The following is a 16059-nucleotide window of genomic DNA, read 5'->3' on the forward strand; positions in this document are numbered from 1 at the left end:
TAAGCAAGGAGCTGAGCTCCTATTTCAAGTGCTTAATTTGTGTTACGAACGGCGAAGTGTAATCGTTACGACAAATCTTCAGTTCGGACAGTGGAATCATATATTCGGAGATCCGATCTTGACGGAAGCGTTTATTGATCGCTTAATTCATTACTCACATTTACTGGTGTTCAATCGAGAAAGTTTTCGACACAAAGAATCATTACTCAATCATTAAAAAAGGGATGTTGGCAAGTAGCTACAATTTTAACTGCCAAATCATACATATTCTACTTGCCAAATACATCTTTTAAGCTGGCATGAATAAAATAGACTGTATTTAATAAGTAAAAAATGTATGAAATGGCAATCAAACGAGTATGCCACTTGCCAACAGTCTTACGAATGCAGTAAGGGTTCCTTATACCGGAAGCAGTCGTCGGTAAAAAGCAATAAATGTGAATGATGGATCAACCGGTCAATCACAGCTTCCGTCAAAAGCGGGTCTCCAAAGACATTCATTAATTTCGGTAGTTTTCCTTCTTGATGCGCTTCAATCAATTGGTTTACCAAGCAGGCCACGGTATAGAAACTAACCTGGCTGCCAAACCCATGTATGGCATTCAGGCTGATTAATGTGGCCAAGTATGTTTTACCGGTTCCAAACCCTCCATATAAGATATGGTTCTCTTTTCGTTGATAAATCCACCATTAAGAATAGTCTATTAAACTTCTTCAGGATGGAAGACTTATCAATTTTTTTGGTGTTTAAATCCGCGAAGGAATCGTCAGCTCCAATGAAAGGTTATGTTGGCTTCTACAGACTGCTGACCAGTACAGTACAAATCCTTTTCGAAATCAATCACGATGAGAAAATGGTTTACATGCGAGCTGTCGATTCGCGCGGTGGAATTTACAAATATTTTATTTTGCTTTTAAAGTTAACTTTAATAAACTTGTTAATACATTGGTAATACATATATTGTATAGTTAACATTTTGGGTAAAACAAAACTCAAGCTTTAAATGAATGATCTTGAGGAGGTGAATCTAAATGGATACTATAGGCGTCGAGTATAGAAGATTAAAAAGCGGAGACGATTCGCAGTTTTCTGATTTGGTGCTATTGTTTAACGAAGAATTTGAATCACCAACTTTGACATATGTAAATACAAAAAACATCCGGAAACTGTTGAATAATCCTAAATTTGTATGTATTGTAGCTCAGATCGATCACAAGATTATAGGAGGATTAACTGCATACGAATTAGAGATGTATGATCGAGAAGGATCTTCCATGTATATATATGATTTAGCCGTCAGTAAAGAGTATCAGCGTAATGGGATTGGAAGTAGGTTAGTTCATGAAATAATTATGTTATGTAAGTCGAAAGTTATCGAGGATTTGTTTGTACAAGCTGATGGAGTTGACCAACATGCTATTAGTTTTTACAAAAAAATAGGCGGTAAGCAATCTAAAACCTTCCAGTTTTCGTTTAATCCATTAGATTACTAAAATAATGACTCTGGCTTAATTCCACGAGGTTAGATAACAGGGGGCTTGCCCCCTTCTTTGAGCCATAGCAATAAGGAAAGAAAACTGTTCGATAACAGATGTCATAAATCTTTTTGACGCTTATCGGTTATTCTCCTCATTCCCCTTACCTTTAATAATTTCCCACATTTGTCTCAGTTTACGCAAATCTTCTTCATCCGATTTAGGCAGTTCTTTATGCCACCGATCAAGTTCGGGATCCTTAATGATTGTTGGAAATTCTTTATCAGACGCTATAGGGTGATCGGTTATGCCGAGTAGATAATCTGTTTTCACTCCATACAATAAGGCAAGTTTTTTTAACGTTTCAGTATCAGGGTCGCGATAGTCCCGTTCATAGTTTGATAAGACCGCGTTTGTGATTCCGATCTTTTTAGCTACATACACCTGCGACCAGTTTCTTCTTTCTCTTTCTTTTTTTAAACGAGAACCTAAGCTCATCATACATCACCGTTTCATGTATTTATACAAATAGCTTACAACAAATAAACGCTGTGTTAAACAAATTAAACAAAAAGTTTAGAGTTTTACTTGACATTAAACTTTTCGTGTATATAATAGGGGTATGTATTAAACTTTGCGTTTAAAAAGGTTGGTGATATTTTTTTGTTACATGAAAAAATTAAAAGGGTAAGGAGATCTAAAAATGTAAAACAAGCTGTGATAGCAAATGTTCTTGGTATTACTGTGCAGGCGTACAGTATGAAAGAAGGGGGAAAACGTCCAATTACAACGGTTGAGCTAGAATTGATTGCTGCGGTATTGGAAGTACCAGTATCGATATTTTTTTGGGGAGAAAATAAACGTAAAGTTTAAATATCGCCAATATAAAATTAGAAAGGAGTGGTCTTAAACCTTTGGTAGATAAATATATGAGCTGGTTTGAATTCAGTGATACTCCTTGCTTTAAAGAGGAGTTCACAGGTCGGGAGTGGTCGTTACAACGGATGGAGAAACAGGAGCTATTTAAACACAAGGTCTAACGAATTTTCATTGATTTAATTGTCCAAACATCCATACAACGATATGATCGTACTTTTCAGAAGGAGTGGATTAAGGTGAGAGAAAGGCTTTCTTCAGAGTTGTCGGAAAAAGTCATTCACTATTTATTTGAACCTACGATTGAGAGTGAGAGACAGCGTTCCTTTCAAAATATGATGGATGTGAATAAAGCGCATCTATCCATGTTAATGTTTGAAGGGATTGTGTCTGAAACAGCGGGTCATACCATCATGCATGCATTGAATGAAATAAAGGATACGGGAAGTGAGCAATTGAAGATTGATCCTCAGTTGGAGGATTTGTATTTCAATATTGAACAGGAACTGATTGAAAGAGTTGGTTTAGAGGTTGCCGGACAACTGCATACAGGCAGAAGCAGGAATGATCTTTATGCTGCCGTTACAAGGATGAACAGCCGGGACGGTTTACAAAAGGTTTGTAAGCTTTTATTAAAGCTCCGTTTTACGCTAGTAGAACTGGCTGAAGAGTACTGTCATATGGTGCTAAGTGGTTACACACACATGCAGCCGGCAGAGCCGATTACTATAGGACATTATTTTTCAGCGATTCTTCATGCACTGGAGCGGGATTTTACTCGCATGCGAAGGGCCTTGCAACAGTCAAATGTTTCTCCTTTGGGGTCTGGAGCAATGGCAGGTACAGCTTTTCCTATCAATCGAGAAAAGACGGCCAGATTATTGGGGTTTACAGATACGATGAAAAACTCTTTAGACGGGATTGCCTCGCGTGATTATATTCTTGAGTCTTTATCTGTAATGAACATTTTTATGAATCACATCAATCGCCTAAGTTATGATTTGTATATTTGGTCAACGGATGAATATGGGATTGTTGAAGTCGGAGATTCAGTTGCTGCCACCAGCAGCATTATGCCTCAGAAAAAGAATCCCATCACATTGGAACATATAAAAGCAAAATCATCTCATGTATTAGCTGCGGTTGTTTCGGCAACCTCTTGCATGAGCAATATACCTTATGGACATTGTCGGGATCTGGCGGGAGAGAGTACCAAGTATTTCTGGGACGCATTAAATGAAGTTGAAGCTGCTGTGGAATTGATAATAGAGACGATGCAGACAATGACTTTTAAAGAGCAGAAAATGTTAGAAAGGGCTTCTAATAACTTTTCTACTGTGACAGAATTGGCAGGTTTACTTGTTAGAGAAGCTGGAATTTCGTTCCGGCAGTCTCACCAGTTAATTGGGTATCTTGTAAATTACATGTTTCAACATAAAATGTCACTCAAACAATTGAATTCTAGGCTCATTGAACAAGCATCCACCGAAATGTTTGGAAAGAGAATTTCTGTTTCTCAAGACAAAATTGAAAACGCTTTAAATCCTGCTACAAATGTAGAAGCAAAAAAGGTTCAAGGCGGACCAGCCTCTCGGGAAGTGAAACATCAATTAGATAGGCTTAAACAAAGGCTTTTACAAGACGAGAATTGGATGTCTCAACAAATGGAAACGGATCATCTTAGTAAAGAAATGTTGAGAACGGATTTGCAACAGACAAAATAATTGGGGGTGGAACCTATTGAAAAAGAATTCATATCCTCCACTTCCTTTATATCTGCATATAAAAGAAGCATTGAAAGAAAAGATCGACAGCGGCATATGGAAGCCGGGAGATCAAATCCCGAATGAACTTCACTTGGCAGCCCAATTCGGAGTAAGCCGTTCAACTGTAAGGGAAGCGGTTCTTCAAATGGTAAGAGAGGATCTCCTTGTCAGATATCAGGGAAAGGGAACGTTCGTTTCTCATCCCAAAATTGAAGGGGATTTGGTTAACTTTTACTTTCCGAGTGAACTTGGAACGAAGCATCTGATGATAGGTTTTATCGAAAGGAATTGTACAATCTCGATAGCAAAAATATTGGAGTTGCCTGTGGGAGAACTGATATATGAGATTAAAAGAATTCGATATTTCCATTCAGAGCCGGCTGCTTTGGAAACGTCTTATATACAAAAGGTGTTAGTGCCAAATCTGGAGGATTATCCGATTGAAGGCCGTTTATATGACCTGTTGAAAGAAGAATATCAAATTTCCATTACAAATGCAGAGAACTATATTGAGCCTATACTACTGAATTCATTAGAAGCGGGGCTGTTGGAAACCAAAATGAATAAACCTGGACTGAAATTGACAAGGATTGGCAAGACCGTGTCGGACAGGCCAGTCATTTTAACCTACAGCTTAATCAGGGGAGATAAGGCAAGGATGTTCGTTAAATCCAAATAAGACAGGGGAAGAATGAGATGGTTAAAAATAAAGGGTTCGTATTTTTGTTGATTGTATGTGTAATGCTTGCAATTGTTTCTGGGTGCTCAGGGCAAGAAAAGAAAGAAACGGGAGCAAATTCTCCGGAAACCCATAAATTGCTTTTGGGTACATCAAGTCAAGGAGGAACCTACTATGTTTGGGGTGGCGGATGGGCCGATATAATGGCTAAAGCTGTTCCAGGAGTTGACATAGCTGTTGAGGTGACCGGCGGACCTACATCTAATATGCAGCTTATTCAAAGCGGTGACATGGACCTTGGTTTTGTGACAGCCTGGTTGGGCGGGGAAGGTTATAACGGAGTTGGATGGACAAGCGAAAAACATGATAAAGTCAGAAGTATTTTTGCGATGTATCCGAGTGTCATGCATATGTACTCGTTACAGGGAAAAGGAATTAAAACCATAAAAGATTTTTCCAGCCGACATGTTAGTACTGGAGCTCCTGGTAGTACAAGTGCGGAGGCGGGAAGTGCATTACTGGATGCTCTTGGAATTAAGCCGAGCAAAATTAGTGGTATTCCGACTAGTACCTCTGTTGACGGACTGCGGGATGGGACAATAGATGCCGGGTTTGCAGTTACAGGTGTTCCCGGGCCGTTCATGCTGGATCTGGAAACAACTCATGATGTGCAGCATATCGGCTTAACTGATGAAGAAATGGACAAGCTTTTGGCGGAGTATCCTTATTGGAGTGAAATGGATGTACCGGCAGGTACTTATAAACATCAAAAGGAGGATTTAAAGGTTGTTGCATTCTGGAATCTGGCAGTTGCCTCCACGGACTTGTCGGAAGATTTAGTTTATGACTTGGTGAAATCCACATTTGAAACGAATGATCAATTGCAGGCGGTGGATCCGACAGCCAAAGATACCATTGCTGAAAACATCAAATATTCAACCATTCCTTTGCATTCAGGTGCGTTGAAGTACTATCGGGAAATTGGAATAGAGATTCCTGATGAACTTGTCCCACCTGAAGCCTAACCATAAGGGTGATATGGAAAGAGGTGTATGAAGATGGAAAAAATCACTTTTCCACAAATAAAAGAAGACGAAATACGACATGAGATGCCTGGTATTCAAAAAAAAATATTTACCTTCGTTGCGGTTTTTATGTCCTTGTTTCACCTTTATGTATTAGGGTTCAATCCGGTTACACCGTGGATTTTATACACTGTACACCTTGGATTGGGTGCTTTGCTTGTTTTCCTAAGTCATCCTATGAGACGTGTTTCGGGTGCTTCAAAGCTTTTCATTTTAGACTTCATTCTAATTGCGGGTACTATTTTTTCAAGTATATACCTGATTAAAGAAATGGATGAGCTTATATATAGGATAGGTGTGGCACCTACAACACTCGACTTGATTGTCAGCGCGATCCTAATTGTCGTTGTTTTGGAGATTACTAGAAGAACAACAGGCTTGATTCTTCCTGTTTTGGCCGTTTTGTTTATTTTATATGCACACTTTGGAAAATATCTCCCGGGGTTCTTGGGTCATAGGGGATATGAGTGGGATCGGATTTTTAGTTATCTCAATAGCTTAGACGCGATTTTCAGTGTACCCATCGGTGCTTCGGCCAGTTTTGTATTTTTGTTTATCCTGTTCGGATCTTTTTTAAGCGGTACGGGAGGCAGCCAATTTTTTATTAATTTTGCAATCGGTGCAACAGGAAGTAAAAGAGGAGGACCTGCCAAAGCTGCGGTCCTTTCCAGTGCATTGTTTGGTTCGGTATCGGGAAACTCAGTAGCCAATGTTGTTTCTACCGGAGTATTCACCATTCCTTTAATGAAAAAAATTGGTTACACCCCGCGTTATGCGGGGGCCGTGGAATCAGTAGCTTCCACAGGTGGACAAATCATGCCGCCAATATTGGGGTCGGCCGCTTTTATCATGGCTCAGCTTGTCGGAGTTCCATATCTCGATATTGTGATGGCTTCCATCATTCCGGCTTTGCTGTATTTTGCAACGGTATTTATGATGATTGATTTGCAGGCTGCCAAGCTTGGACTAAAAGGGATGCCCAAAGATTCTCTTCCCAACTTGAAAGAGGTCATGAAGCGCGAAGGACATTTATTTATCCCGTTGCTTGTGTTGATATTCGTGATGACCATCTTAAAAGCCAGCCCGATTAAAGCAGCCATTTGGGCCATTGCTTCCACGATTATCGTCTCGTTTTTGAAGAAGCAAACAAGATTAAACTTACGGAAACTGATCGAATGCCTGGCGAATGGAGCCAGGTCAGCCCTTGGGATGATTGCGGCTTGTGCCACTGCAGGGTTGATCATTGGAGTGTTGAATTTAACTGGCGCGGGACTAAAGTTTGCTACAGTCATTTTATCTTTTTCAGGAGGAAGTTTGCCATTTGCCCTTGTTTTGACAATGTGTGCAACCATCATTTTGGGAATGGGGCTGCCGACAACTGCCGCCTATTTAATCACTGCTGCAGTAGTGGCACCGGCATTGGTACAAATGGGCGTTTCTACCATAGCTGCTCACATGTTTGTTTTCTATTTTGCTTGCCTTTCTGCATTTACTCCCCCAGTGGCCCTGGCGGCATATGCAGCAGCGGGAATTGCGAAAGCCAAACCGATGCAAGTGGCATTTACCGCTATGAAAATCGGAATTGTCGCCTTTATTATTCCGTTCGTTTTTGTTTACGGCCCTCCTATTTTGCTTGACGGTTCAATAGGAGAAGTGGCTTTATCCACCATTACGGCATTGATAGGAGCGTTGACTTTGGCATCAGCTGTCGAAGGTTGGTTCCTGGGAAGGCATAGCAACATTGTTGTTCGTATGTTGTTATTAATATCGTCCATACTGCTTATCGTACCGGGAGGGTTTACTGACATATTAGGAATAGCCTTTGTACTTATATGTGTGATTCAGCGGAGGTTGCTCAAAACAAAAAAATCGGATGAATCATTATCTGCATGAGGAGGATATGAGATGAAGTTCACAATTATCGGAGCCGGGAATGGTGGCCAGAGCATGGCCGCACATCTGGCTTTACTTGGTTATGAAATATCTTTATATGATATTCAGGATAGTTTGATAGAAAGTATTAATGAAAAAGGCGGAATTAAAGTGGAAGGGGTGATACATGGATTTGCTCCTTTGAAGGCGACAACCGATCTTGAAATTGCCATGCAGGATACAGATATTGTCATGATCACTACAACAGGAACAGCCCATAAGGCTGTGGCACGTTCGATCGCTCCTTACTTGCAAGATGAACAAGTGATTTTGATCCTTCCAGGCTATTGGGGTGCATTGGAGTTTAGGAACGTTTTTAACCAAATAGGCATGAGTAAAAAAGTGTATGTATCGGAAACAGAATCTCTCATCTATACATGCCGCTATATAGAGCCTGGCCATGTCCGTATCAGAAAAATAAAGGAATCCCTTGAATTCTCTGCTTTGCCTGCAAGCGATTCAGTTATCGTCAAAGAGAGGCTGAAAGAGGTTTATCCGCAACTAGTCATGGCGGGTAGTGTATTAGTAACCACTTTGAATAATTGCAACCCTGTATTCCATGTGCCCATCACTTTGTTGAATGCCGGCAGAATCGAGTCCAATGAGGAATTTTTCTTTTACCCGGAAGGAGCTACACCGTCTGTTGTGAATGTAATGGAAGAAGTGGACAAAGAAAGATTGAATATCGGGAGGCAATTGGGAGTAGAATTGACGCCCGCGCTGGATTTGCTCCGAAGGTTTTATCAAGTAGAGGGGGACACACTGTATGAAGGAATCCAAAGAAACCTTGCTTATCAGACCGGAAAAGCTCCGACCACATTAAACTATCGATACATTTACGAAGATATTCCATACGGTCTGCATCCCATGGTGAAACTTGGGGAAAAGCTGAGAGTCAATATGACATGCAGTAATTTACTCATAGATATGGCATCTTACTTGATGAAAGAAAATTTACGGGCGGGGGCTCTTGATCTGTCGGATTTGGGATTGGCGGAAATGTCTTCGGTGGAGATGGTAGAGTATTTGAGAGGAGAAAAGAATAGGCGGTAATAAATTATCTCAACTACGGTATCAATTGTTGAACCAACATTTGGTACCGCAGTTTTTATGGAAACATGAAAAGAGGGTGCATTACTAACAATTTATATGCGAATAATGAAAAACTGTATTATTCGTTAGAAAAAAAGACATGTTAATTTTTGTTTAAGGCAGGTTCTTATGTTTTTTGTTTTCATCTCCATTATTAGGGGTATGGGATCATTATAAACTTCAGACTTATCAAGAGTATATTTAATGCTATACCTGAATCAAAGGGTTACACATATTGTTACCTCGTGAAAACATTATTTGGAGGTCTGGTAAATGAGTAATAAAGAAAATGTTATTTTAATTGCCTCCGCTCCAAAGGGATATGGAAAGAAAGTCGTCACTAATCGAATGAATCAAATGAAGCAGGATCGCGCCAATTTAAAAAATAAACTTGCACATATTAAAAGTTTATCACGAAATATCAAATAAACAGCCAAAAAATTGCTCACTTTTCATTCCTGTAAAGTGAGTTTTTATGATTAATCCACAAATTGGGAAGGACTTGAGGACATGAAATACTGAAGAAAGAAGAGAATTTCATCTTTTAAAGGTTTTAAGGGGAGTGGCACCTAAGAAATCCTTAATAAGCCTTTGTATTTTGAAAAGTATGTAGTTTTATGTGAATTCATTCACATAAATGAAAACACAATTTATAGCCATGACACCAAGCGAACAGGATTAAGAGGGAATATATATAAACATAACAGTACAACTAAATTTGGAAATCAATTATGGTCTAACGATATAACAATAAGTCCGATGGTGGAATACTGATGAATCTTAAAGAAAAACTTATCAGATGATAGGATAATCGACAGATACATTTACGAAAACAATATATTATACCTTATTTCTACAAAACAGCAAGGTTTAAGAAAAAAATCAGTTGTTAAGTACCAAAGACGAAACAAAAACATCGAAATAGTTAGACAAATGAAATAATTTATGTATAATGGGTGTCAAAGGCAGGTGAGACATAAGTATGAGTACTATGAAAATGGTCACTAAAATACAGGGCAAGGAATTCACACAGTTTGGTAAGAAGGTCCTGTTTACACAAATGAAATATAGAGAACTTGAATCTCATTTTGAGGTGGATGAAGAGGTACAAAGGAAGATAGATACGAAGCGCCGGTCTGAAATCAGGGATTTTATCCTTGATTCCTTGGAAAACAGACAAGGTTTTCATTTCTCGCCTTTTATTTTTTCAGCGAGGAATGGAATCAATCCGGTCGAAAATGGGTTTGAGTTTGTTTCAGGACGTAAAATTTACATACTCGACGGGCAGCACAGAATATCAGCTATTGCAAGTGCGCTTGTTTCACTGAATACCGATAAAGAAGTAAAAGAGGAAATGATGCATTATGAGGAATTGGAAAGGATCAAGGAGCAGATTAATATCCTGAGGGAATACCCCATTTCCATGCAGATCTACCTCGACTTGGAGCAGAACGAAGAGCGCCAGCTCTTCACTGACATCAATACGGAAAGACGGGAAGCGCATATCGGATTGGTGATGCAATATGATTATCGCGACCAGTACACGGAGTGGACACGTTGCGTAGCCAAGCGGTTGGCCGAGGAGATGGAAATCGAGCAAAAGCGGTCACGGCTTACGAGTCAAAATTCGGCCATTACGTCTCTGACAATCATGAGGAGATGTCTTATTGCGCTGTTTGAAGGTATCCTGACAGTAAAAACAGGCGATCCGTACCCCCGTGGATGCGCTCCTAACAAGGTCCCTGATGTAGCAGAATCATTTTTTCGCATGTGTATACGGCTTTTTCCAAAAACTATGGCAAACAGAAACAAATATGTTTACGGGTTGTCCGGCATTCAAATAGCATTGGCTTATACCGTCTTCATTCTCATAAGGAAATATTCCATCCCTCACCAAGAAGCTATCCGGATGCTTTTGCCGTTGAAGAAGCATTGCAGTTGGAAGCATACAGACCCCATATTTGCACATATGTACAACGCCGAGACAGGAAAAATAACCAACCATTCAACAGTGACAGCCATACAGCATACTGCAAAGGCTTTTTTTGTGAAAATCGAAAGTGAAAGGGACCGAGCAAAATGATTTCGGATATTGTCTTTAACAAGCAGCAATCGATTCATTCCTATTCTATCGGGGCACTTGAGAAGATGTATATGGAAGGAAGGTTGAAGTTTAGGGAGATTAACAATCCGCAAGTCAGGCAGATTCGCAGATATATATTGGATAACGCGTTGGATGAGCGAATCTATTTTCCGCCAGTGGTGGCCTATAAGAAGGAAGGAGACAAGTCAGGGACACTGCACATAATAGACGGCAATCAGCGTATCAGGGCATTCACGCAGTTATATGAATACTCCTTTGATAGGCTGGGGATTGATGATAAAAAGGAAGAGGAAAGTGCCAGGAAGGTGCTTGATTACATAGGTAATACGGAAATTGCGGTGCAGGTGTTTGAGGGATTGTCGGAAAAAGAAGCTGACCAGCTGTATGTGGATTTTAATACAAAAGGGAAAAAAGTGGCCTTGTCTAAACGGATTGCCTTTGATTCTAGAAGTCAAATCAACCAAATCACGAACAAGGTACTGCAGCAGAATACCATACTCCGGGTAGCGGGAATCGAAATGGAGAAGAGAGCAGTGATCCGGCCAGCGAATAAAAACTTTTTGTCCTTGTCGCAGCTGAGGCAGGTGGTCACCGTGTTTTTAACAGGGAAAATGGTAGTCGATCAGGACAAAAGCATCGAGCTATCAATGGACATGGATCAATACCTGGAACTGATCCGTATGTGGTTTATTGAGTTGTTTGAATTATATCCCGCTGAATCTATTGGTAATTACGAAGATTCAATGTTAGCAAGCTTCCCACTATTGATGGCGGTAGTTTTGTATGCACTTTCAGGGGTTGATGGAATGGATTTTGAGGAAAGAAAGACAACAGTTGTAACGAGAATGAAGCGTTTAAAGGAGGTGAACTGGAGTCGAGGTAACCCGGTATGGACCGAATTTGAAGGGTCCGTAAGAGGGACGTACAAATATTTTTATTTGGATAACAATAAAAAGAATATTGACAAGATGACGGAATGGTTGAAACAGCAAGGGAGGTGAGGCTGATGTGATCAAACGTACATATGAAAACCCTTGGATTGTAAAGTCTTGCTCGACCAAATCCAAGGGTTTTTCGGTTGGAGTATACCCAACTAACGTTAGTATACTCCTTTTTTTGAATAAAAAAAACTTTTAACAAAAAGGAGGATTAAGAATGCAGGAGATGTATGACTACGTTATTCATAAGGAAACAATGGGGATACTAAATCGGTATGACGAGTATGGGAATTTGTGTTCATTGGTCGTGGAAGAGAAAGATATTTATGAAGTGAACGAGAGTCCGCTGGTGATTGTTAAAAATAGCGCTCTGTTCTATGGAAGCAGCCTGGAAGGAGCAATTACTGGAGCAAGGGCGGCATTGGGGAAAATTAGTATGTCCCCGGTGATGATTGGGGGAATCGAGCGGATGTACTGGTTTCCGAGCAAGTCCACTGAACATGAAGATTGCATTTGGTTTTCTGCGGAACACATTAAGGACTATAGGACTCTTGATGACGGGACACTTGAGGTGCGCTTTCACAATGATTATTCCATTAACATCGCCAGTACCTACTATCGGTTCGATCAGAAAGTCGGTAGAGCAAATAAGCTGAAAAATATCATGGAAAGAAGAACTGGCAGCAAGCGGATGTTTTTGTACATCCCTGAAAAGCAATTCATCATTATCAAGGATGGGGGCAGGAATCACTACAAGATCCAGAAGCGGAGGAAATAGAGAACATGGAGGAGTGCCCTTGGCACTCCTTGAGTTTTGTTGAATCAAACAGTAGGGAACGCTGATAGAGGCTAAGAAGAAGCCATGGACAGATATCTTGACTTCTTACTTATTTAACGGCTCTGCAGCCATCGTCTAAATTCAGCAGGTGTTCGTACATTATTGTCTAATACAGCAGTGTAGATATCAAAGCTTTTTACTTGCTTTCCATATTCGGCCCGTGCGGCCCAAACAGTTTTAATGCTTAAAATAGAGGCAACCGTTTCCGGAGTAAGGCGATCGGACATAGTGCGAATATGTTGCAAATCGGGCTGTTTTTCAGGCTCGTCTACGAACCAAATATCCAGCTCCCATTGGTTGCCGCTGTTCGACTCGTACGTCATACCGAGAAAATAACCGTCGGGGTAAGTGGGATCGGTGTTCCAGTTGCCAGTATCGTTGATGAATTTCAAATCCCTGATCTGAGGATTGGACATCAATTGCGCTGCAATTCCGGAAATGTCAGCGATGTTCAACTTGGTGCAAACGACTGTAATATCAAGGTCTCTCCAAGCCATCAAACCAAGCGCCGCACTCCCTACTTTTATTGGTGTCCCGGCTGATGCCAGCAATTGCATAATGTGCATTTCTTCAGCAATCTCATCTGCTTCAGCTTGCAGCTGCAGTTGGCGGGCCAGCAGCTCTTCCTGTTCAGCCATCTTCCGCACTCCCTTTTAACATCCGTTTTTTGGTATTTTTATAATACTGCGAGTAAATAGCCGTTTTTCCTAGAAATACGCCGTACATATAGACAACCGTACCATTGCTTAAAACGCACCAAGCTTGCAGCCAAGTTTCGAATTCAGAAATAGGCTTTCTTGCTAGTACTGCTTCTTTCGGATTGACGGTATTGTCTCAATTGAGAACGTCAAATTCTGAATGTACTATCCTCTAGATCGTTATCTGCCTTTGTACGTTACTCGACTGCATTACGATTTCAATCCCAGGTTCATAATGTTTAAAAGGGGTCCGTTTTGGCTTTCCCTAATCTAGAGGCTGTACCCGTCCAGCTACTCCATAGAAGAACAACTCCATTAACTGATCCATGCTCAAGGTTGTCCGTTCTTGATTCGATGACTCCCAATACCGACGGAGTTCATTCTGGAACATCGTGAAATAACTCATCATCATCTCTTCCGTCAGATCCATCCGAATATACCCCTCTTGTTTTCCAAGCGCAACAAACTTCTTGAAGAAGTGCACGATTTTCTGCTCACTATAACTGTCCATTATTTGCATCAAACCGCTCAATTCGGAGGAAGGGACTTTCGGAAACTCATCCCCTAAAATTTTCAGATTTGCTGCCTCCAATTGCATAATTTCTTTCGCCTTCTCAGGAAAAGATAAATCGGAATCCAGAATGCTCTCATACTGTTCCAACTGCTTGTCCATCCAATTTATCAGGGAATCGCTATAGAGCTGTTCTTTCGTACCGAAGTAATTATATATGGTTGCAGGGGAAACCTTCGCTTTATGCGCAATTTCATTCACATTAACCTTCTGAAAGCCGTATTTGAAAAATAATTCAATCGCTGCGCTGAATATTTGCTCCATTTTTTTCTGTTTCCGTCGTTCGTAGCCGTTCATCAACTTTCACCTCATATGTAGTGTAACCAAAGTTTTAGAGTGATTCAATAAAAACAGTACAAAACATATTGACCCAAACAGAAACGTATAGATATAATAGTTTTAGAGTTAAAAAGTGTATATAGTACATAACTTTATAGAAATAAGTGTTTTTCATTGATGATGGGAGTGGTATGAAATGAGACAACTTCGAATTCCTTCTTTTTTACACGATGTATTTGGTGAAAAACAGTCTGTTGCATCCATTTTGACAATACTGCTTTTTGGCGGAATACTGACGGTTGCGTTATATTACAGATTCCCAGAGTTGACCAGTCATTTGCCGGCATGGCGAAGCATTCTGGCATTATTATTGATATTCGATGTTTTTGCCGGCTGCATAGCGAATTTTACGCCTTCAACCAGCAACTTTTATGCGGCGCGAAAAACAAATCGGATCGTATTTATCGCGATCCATATCCATGTCGTACTCGTTGCCCTTCTGCTTGATACCGATATTGGGTATTCCCTTGGGATCTGGGCTTATACGATCATCGGAGCATTCACCGTAAACGCACTTATCGGGAAGCATACGCAATTATTCGTAGCGGGCTTGCTTTTGTCTGTCGGTCTGGGCTGCATGCCTATGTTGCCGGGAATAACTCCTTATATGCTGATGATTGGGGAACTGTTTATGCTGAAAGTATTGTTTGGCTTTGCCGTCGACCATTATGGAAAAGCAAAACGTAACACCGCTGAAGAAGCATGAAAACTGCGCTTCGAATTGTCAAAATTGGCAAATTTTATGATTAGGAATAGAAAATTTGCTCTAGTTTTTTTCGGTTTTTCTGTATAATAATAGGAAAGAATATTTCGATATTTTGTTTGGTTGAGCCAGAGGTAGAAAATTAACAGATTAAGATAATTATGATTTTTAATGGAATAGAAAGGGGATGATAGAATGTTTTCATATATTGTTGTCGTATTTCTTTTATTTCTAATCCCGGGTCCAGCGGTCATTATTACAATTTCACAAACGATCAAAAGTGGCAGAAAAAATGGGATGATGGTTGCTTGTGGAATTGGTTTAGGTGATACTATCCATGTGATGTTCGCTGTTTTAGGGCTATCAGCGATTTTATTAAGTTCTGCTGTAGCATTTGAAATCGTAAAATATATTGGAGCTATTTATTTATTTTATTTAGGGATTCAAATGTTACTGACAAAGGCTAGACAAGAAGAAAAACCAAACCTTGAACAAACGTCTGTGAATATAGATAAAAGCTCAAGTTGGAAATCAATGAAACAAGGCTTTTTAACGGAGATATTGAATCCTAAAACAGCATTATTCTTTTTAGCATTTTTACCTCAATTTATCCAAAATGACGGAAGTAGTGTGACATTGCAACTTCTCCTCTTGGGTATTGTATTTGTTCTAATGAGTCTTATATACACTTTCGTTTTGGTCTATTGTACAAATTTTATTGGAGCAAAGATGTTCAAAACTTCAAGTGTTTTTTCTGATAAAGTCGAAAAGATTGTCGGTTTGATTTATATTGGATTAGGCATCCGTTTAGCTCTTCAAACTCAAGAATAGATGACGAATATCAATGGAAAAACGTCACTATTCCTAAAAAAGTTTTGAACAGTGAATAACCATCTATCGATGTAGCAGATAGATGGTTATTTTGTTTTCAAGAAAATTAAACAAAGGTATTAAAATTGCTT

General features: G+C 39.9%; 18 protein-coding genes. 14 read left to right on the forward strand and 4 right to left on the reverse strand.

The window, feature by feature from the left end; genetic code table 11:
• Positions 1 to 217: ATP-binding protein (locus C509_RS24420; RefSeq protein WP_018709005.1), on the forward strand; the 217-nt coding region annotated here is incomplete at its 5' end.
• Between the two features lie 161 nt (positions 218 to 378).
• On the opposite strand, the gene C509_RS0121490 is transcribed toward C509_RS24420, so the two are convergent.
• Entirely contained in the window at positions 379 to 624 is a 246-nt protein-coding gene (locus C509_RS0121490) for an ATP-binding protein (RefSeq protein WP_018709006.1), read from the reverse strand.
• Positions 625 to 1032: 408 nt separating this feature from the next.
• On the opposite strand from C509_RS0121490, the gene C509_RS24430 reads away from it, so the two are divergent.
• Entirely contained in the window at positions 1033 to 1494 is a 462-nt protein-coding gene (locus C509_RS24430) for a GNAT family N-acetyltransferase (RefSeq protein WP_018709008.1), read from the forward strand.
• Between the two features lie 120 nt (positions 1495 to 1614).
• Here the strand turns inward: C509_RS24430 and C509_RS0121505 are convergent, their stop codons facing one another.
• Complete coding sequence (locus tag C509_RS0121505) at positions 1615 to 1974, reverse strand: helix-turn-helix domain-containing protein (RefSeq protein WP_018709009.1); 360 nt, start codon at positions 1972 to 1974, stop codon at positions 1615 to 1617.
• Between the two features lie 165 nt (positions 1975 to 2139).
• On the opposite strand from C509_RS0121505, the gene C509_RS0121510 reads away from it, so the two are divergent.
• The 10 genes from C509_RS0121510 (at position 2140) to C509_RS25250 (ending at position 12726) form a co-directional block, all read left to right on the forward strand.
• Positions 2140 to 2349 carry a helix-turn-helix domain-containing protein gene (locus C509_RS0121510; protein WP_018709010.1) on the forward strand — a complete coding sequence of 70 codons (210 nt, stop codon included), beginning with the start codon at positions 2140 to 2142 and terminating at the stop codon, positions 2347 to 2349.
• Between the two features lie 242 nt (positions 2350 to 2591).
• Complete coding sequence (gene argH, locus C509_RS0121520; RefSeq protein ID WP_018709012.1) at positions 2592 to 4076, forward strand: argininosuccinate lyase; 1485 nt, start codon at positions 2592 to 2594, stop codon at positions 4074 to 4076.
• A 16-nt stretch (positions 4077 to 4092) separates the two neighbouring features.
• Positions 4093 to 4797, forward strand: a complete 705-nt coding sequence (locus C509_RS0121525) for a GntR family transcriptional regulator (protein WP_018709013.1) — start codon at positions 4093 to 4095, stop codon at positions 4795 to 4797.
• Between the two features lie 17 nt (positions 4798 to 4814).
• A complete protein-coding gene (locus tag C509_RS24435; protein ID WP_018709014.1) occupies positions 4815 to 5822 on the forward strand; it encodes a TAXI family TRAP transporter solute-binding subunit in 1008 nt (335 codons plus the stop codon).
• Positions 5823 to 5849: 27 nt separating this feature from the next.
• Complete coding sequence (locus C509_RS0121535; RefSeq protein WP_154654482.1) at positions 5850 to 7775, forward strand: TRAP transporter permease; 1926 nt, start codon at positions 5850 to 5852, stop codon at positions 7773 to 7775.
• A 12-nt stretch (positions 7776 to 7787) separates the two neighbouring features.
• A complete protein-coding gene (locus C509_RS0121540) occupies positions 7788 to 8867 on the forward strand; it encodes an NAD/NADP-dependent octopine/nopaline dehydrogenase family protein (protein ID WP_018709016.1) in 1080 nt (359 codons plus the stop codon).
• 312 nt (positions 8868 to 9179) lie between these two features.
• On the forward strand, positions 9180 to 9335 hold the full coding sequence (locus C509_RS26660; protein WP_018709017.1) for a hypothetical protein: 156 nt from the start codon (positions 9180 to 9182) through the stop codon (positions 9333 to 9335).
• A gap of 553 nt (positions 9336 to 9888) precedes the next feature.
• Positions 9889 to 10989 carry a DNA sulfur modification protein DndB gene (locus tag C509_RS0121550; protein ID WP_018709018.1) on the forward strand — a complete coding sequence of 367 codons (1101 nt, stop codon included), beginning with the start codon at positions 9889 to 9891 and terminating at the stop codon, positions 10987 to 10989.
• Positions 10986 to 12011, forward strand: a complete 1026-nt coding sequence (locus C509_RS0121555; protein ID WP_018709019.1) for a DNA sulfur modification protein DndB — start codon at positions 10986 to 10988, stop codon at positions 12009 to 12011. Before C509_RS0121550 ends, C509_RS0121555 begins: the two co-directional genes overlap by 4 nt.
• A gap of 154 nt (positions 12012 to 12165) precedes the next feature.
• Positions 12166 to 12726: a competence protein ComK gene (locus C509_RS25250; protein WP_018709020.1), complete on the forward strand. Its 561-nt coding sequence runs from the start codon at positions 12166 to 12168 to the stop codon at positions 12724 to 12726.
• Between the two features lie 113 nt (positions 12727 to 12839).
• Here the strand turns inward: C509_RS25250 and C509_RS0121565 are convergent, their stop codons facing one another.
• Both C509_RS0121565 and C509_RS0121570 read right to left on the reverse strand, forming a co-directional pair.
• The gene (locus tag C509_RS0121565) at positions 12840 to 13424 is read right to left on the reverse strand and encodes a hypothetical protein (RefSeq protein WP_018709021.1); all 585 of its coding nucleotides are present in this window, start codon (positions 13422 to 13424) and stop codon (positions 12840 to 12842) included.
• A 325-nt stretch (positions 13425 to 13749) separates the two neighbouring features.
• Entirely contained in the window at positions 13750 to 14352 is a 603-nt protein-coding gene (locus C509_RS0121570) for a TetR/AcrR family transcriptional regulator (protein WP_018709022.1), read from the reverse strand.
• A gap of 178 nt (positions 14353 to 14530) precedes the next feature.
• On the opposite strand from C509_RS0121570, the gene C509_RS0121575 reads away from it, so the two are divergent.
• The gene (locus tag C509_RS0121575) at positions 14531 to 15100 is read left to right on the forward strand and encodes a hypothetical protein (protein WP_018709023.1); all 570 of its coding nucleotides are present in this window, start codon (positions 14531 to 14533) and stop codon (positions 15098 to 15100) included.
• Positions 15101 to 15292: 192 nt separating this feature from the next.
• The gene (locus C509_RS0121580) at positions 15293 to 15928 is read left to right on the forward strand and encodes a LysE family translocator (protein ID WP_018709024.1); all 636 of its coding nucleotides are present in this window, start codon (positions 15293 to 15295) and stop codon (positions 15926 to 15928) included.
• Positions 15929 to 16059: the final 131 nt, after the last annotated feature.

Origin of the sequence: Siminovitchia fordii DSM 16014 = CIP 108821, assembly GCF_000374565.1 — a bacterium.
Classification (GTDB): Bacteria; Bacillota; Bacilli; order Bacillales; family Bacillaceae_C; genus Siminovitchia; species Siminovitchia fordii.

What these genes read in the sequence shown, in the direction of transcription:
- C509_RS24430 (WP_018709008.1), top strand. Translation starts at nt 1,033, where the DNA reads ATGGATACTATAGGCGTCGAGTATAGAAGATTAAAAAGCGGAGACGAT.
- C509_RS0121505 (WP_018709009.1), bottom strand. Translation starts at nt 1,974, where the DNA reads ATGAGCTTAGGTTCTCGTTTAAAAAAAGAAAGAGAAAGAAGAAACTGG.
- C509_RS24435 (WP_018709014.1), top strand. Translation starts at nt 4,815, where the DNA reads ATGGTTAAAAATAAAGGGTTCGTATTTTTGTTGATTGTATGTGTAATG.
- C509_RS0121535 (WP_154654482.1), top strand. Translation starts at nt 5,850, where the DNA reads ATGAAGATGGAAAAAATCACTTTTCCACAAATAAAAGAAGACGAAATA.
- C509_RS0121540 (WP_018709016.1), top strand. Translation starts at nt 7,788, where the DNA reads ATGAAGTTCACAATTATCGGAGCCGGGAATGGTGGCCAGAGCATGGCC.
- C509_RS26660 (WP_018709017.1), top strand. Translation starts at nt 9,180, where the DNA reads ATGAGTAATAAAGAAAATGTTATTTTAATTGCCTCCGCTCCAAAGGGA.
- C509_RS0121550 (WP_018709018.1), top strand. Translation starts at nt 9,889, where the DNA reads ATGAGTACTATGAAAATGGTCACTAAAATACAGGGCAAGGAATTCACA.
- C509_RS0121555 (WP_018709019.1), top strand. Translation starts at nt 10,986, where the DNA reads ATGATTTCGGATATTGTCTTTAACAAGCAGCAATCGATTCATTCCTAT.
- C509_RS25250 (WP_018709020.1), top strand. Translation starts at nt 12,166, where the DNA reads ATGCAGGAGATGTATGACTACGTTATTCATAAGGAAACAATGGGGATA.
- C509_RS0121565 (WP_018709021.1), bottom strand. Translation starts at nt 13,424, where the DNA reads ATGGCTGAACAGGAAGAGCTGCTGGCCCGCCAACTGCAGCTGCAAGCT.
- C509_RS0121570 (WP_018709022.1), bottom strand. Translation starts at nt 14,352, where the DNA reads ATGAACGGCTACGAACGACGGAAACAGAAAAAAATGGAGCAAATATTC.
- C509_RS0121575 (WP_018709023.1), top strand. Translation starts at nt 14,531, where the DNA reads ATGAGACAACTTCGAATTCCTTCTTTTTTACACGATGTATTTGGTGAA.
- C509_RS0121580 (WP_018709024.1), top strand. Translation starts at nt 15,293, where the DNA reads ATGTTTTCATATATTGTTGTCGTATTTCTTTTATTTCTAATCCCGGGT.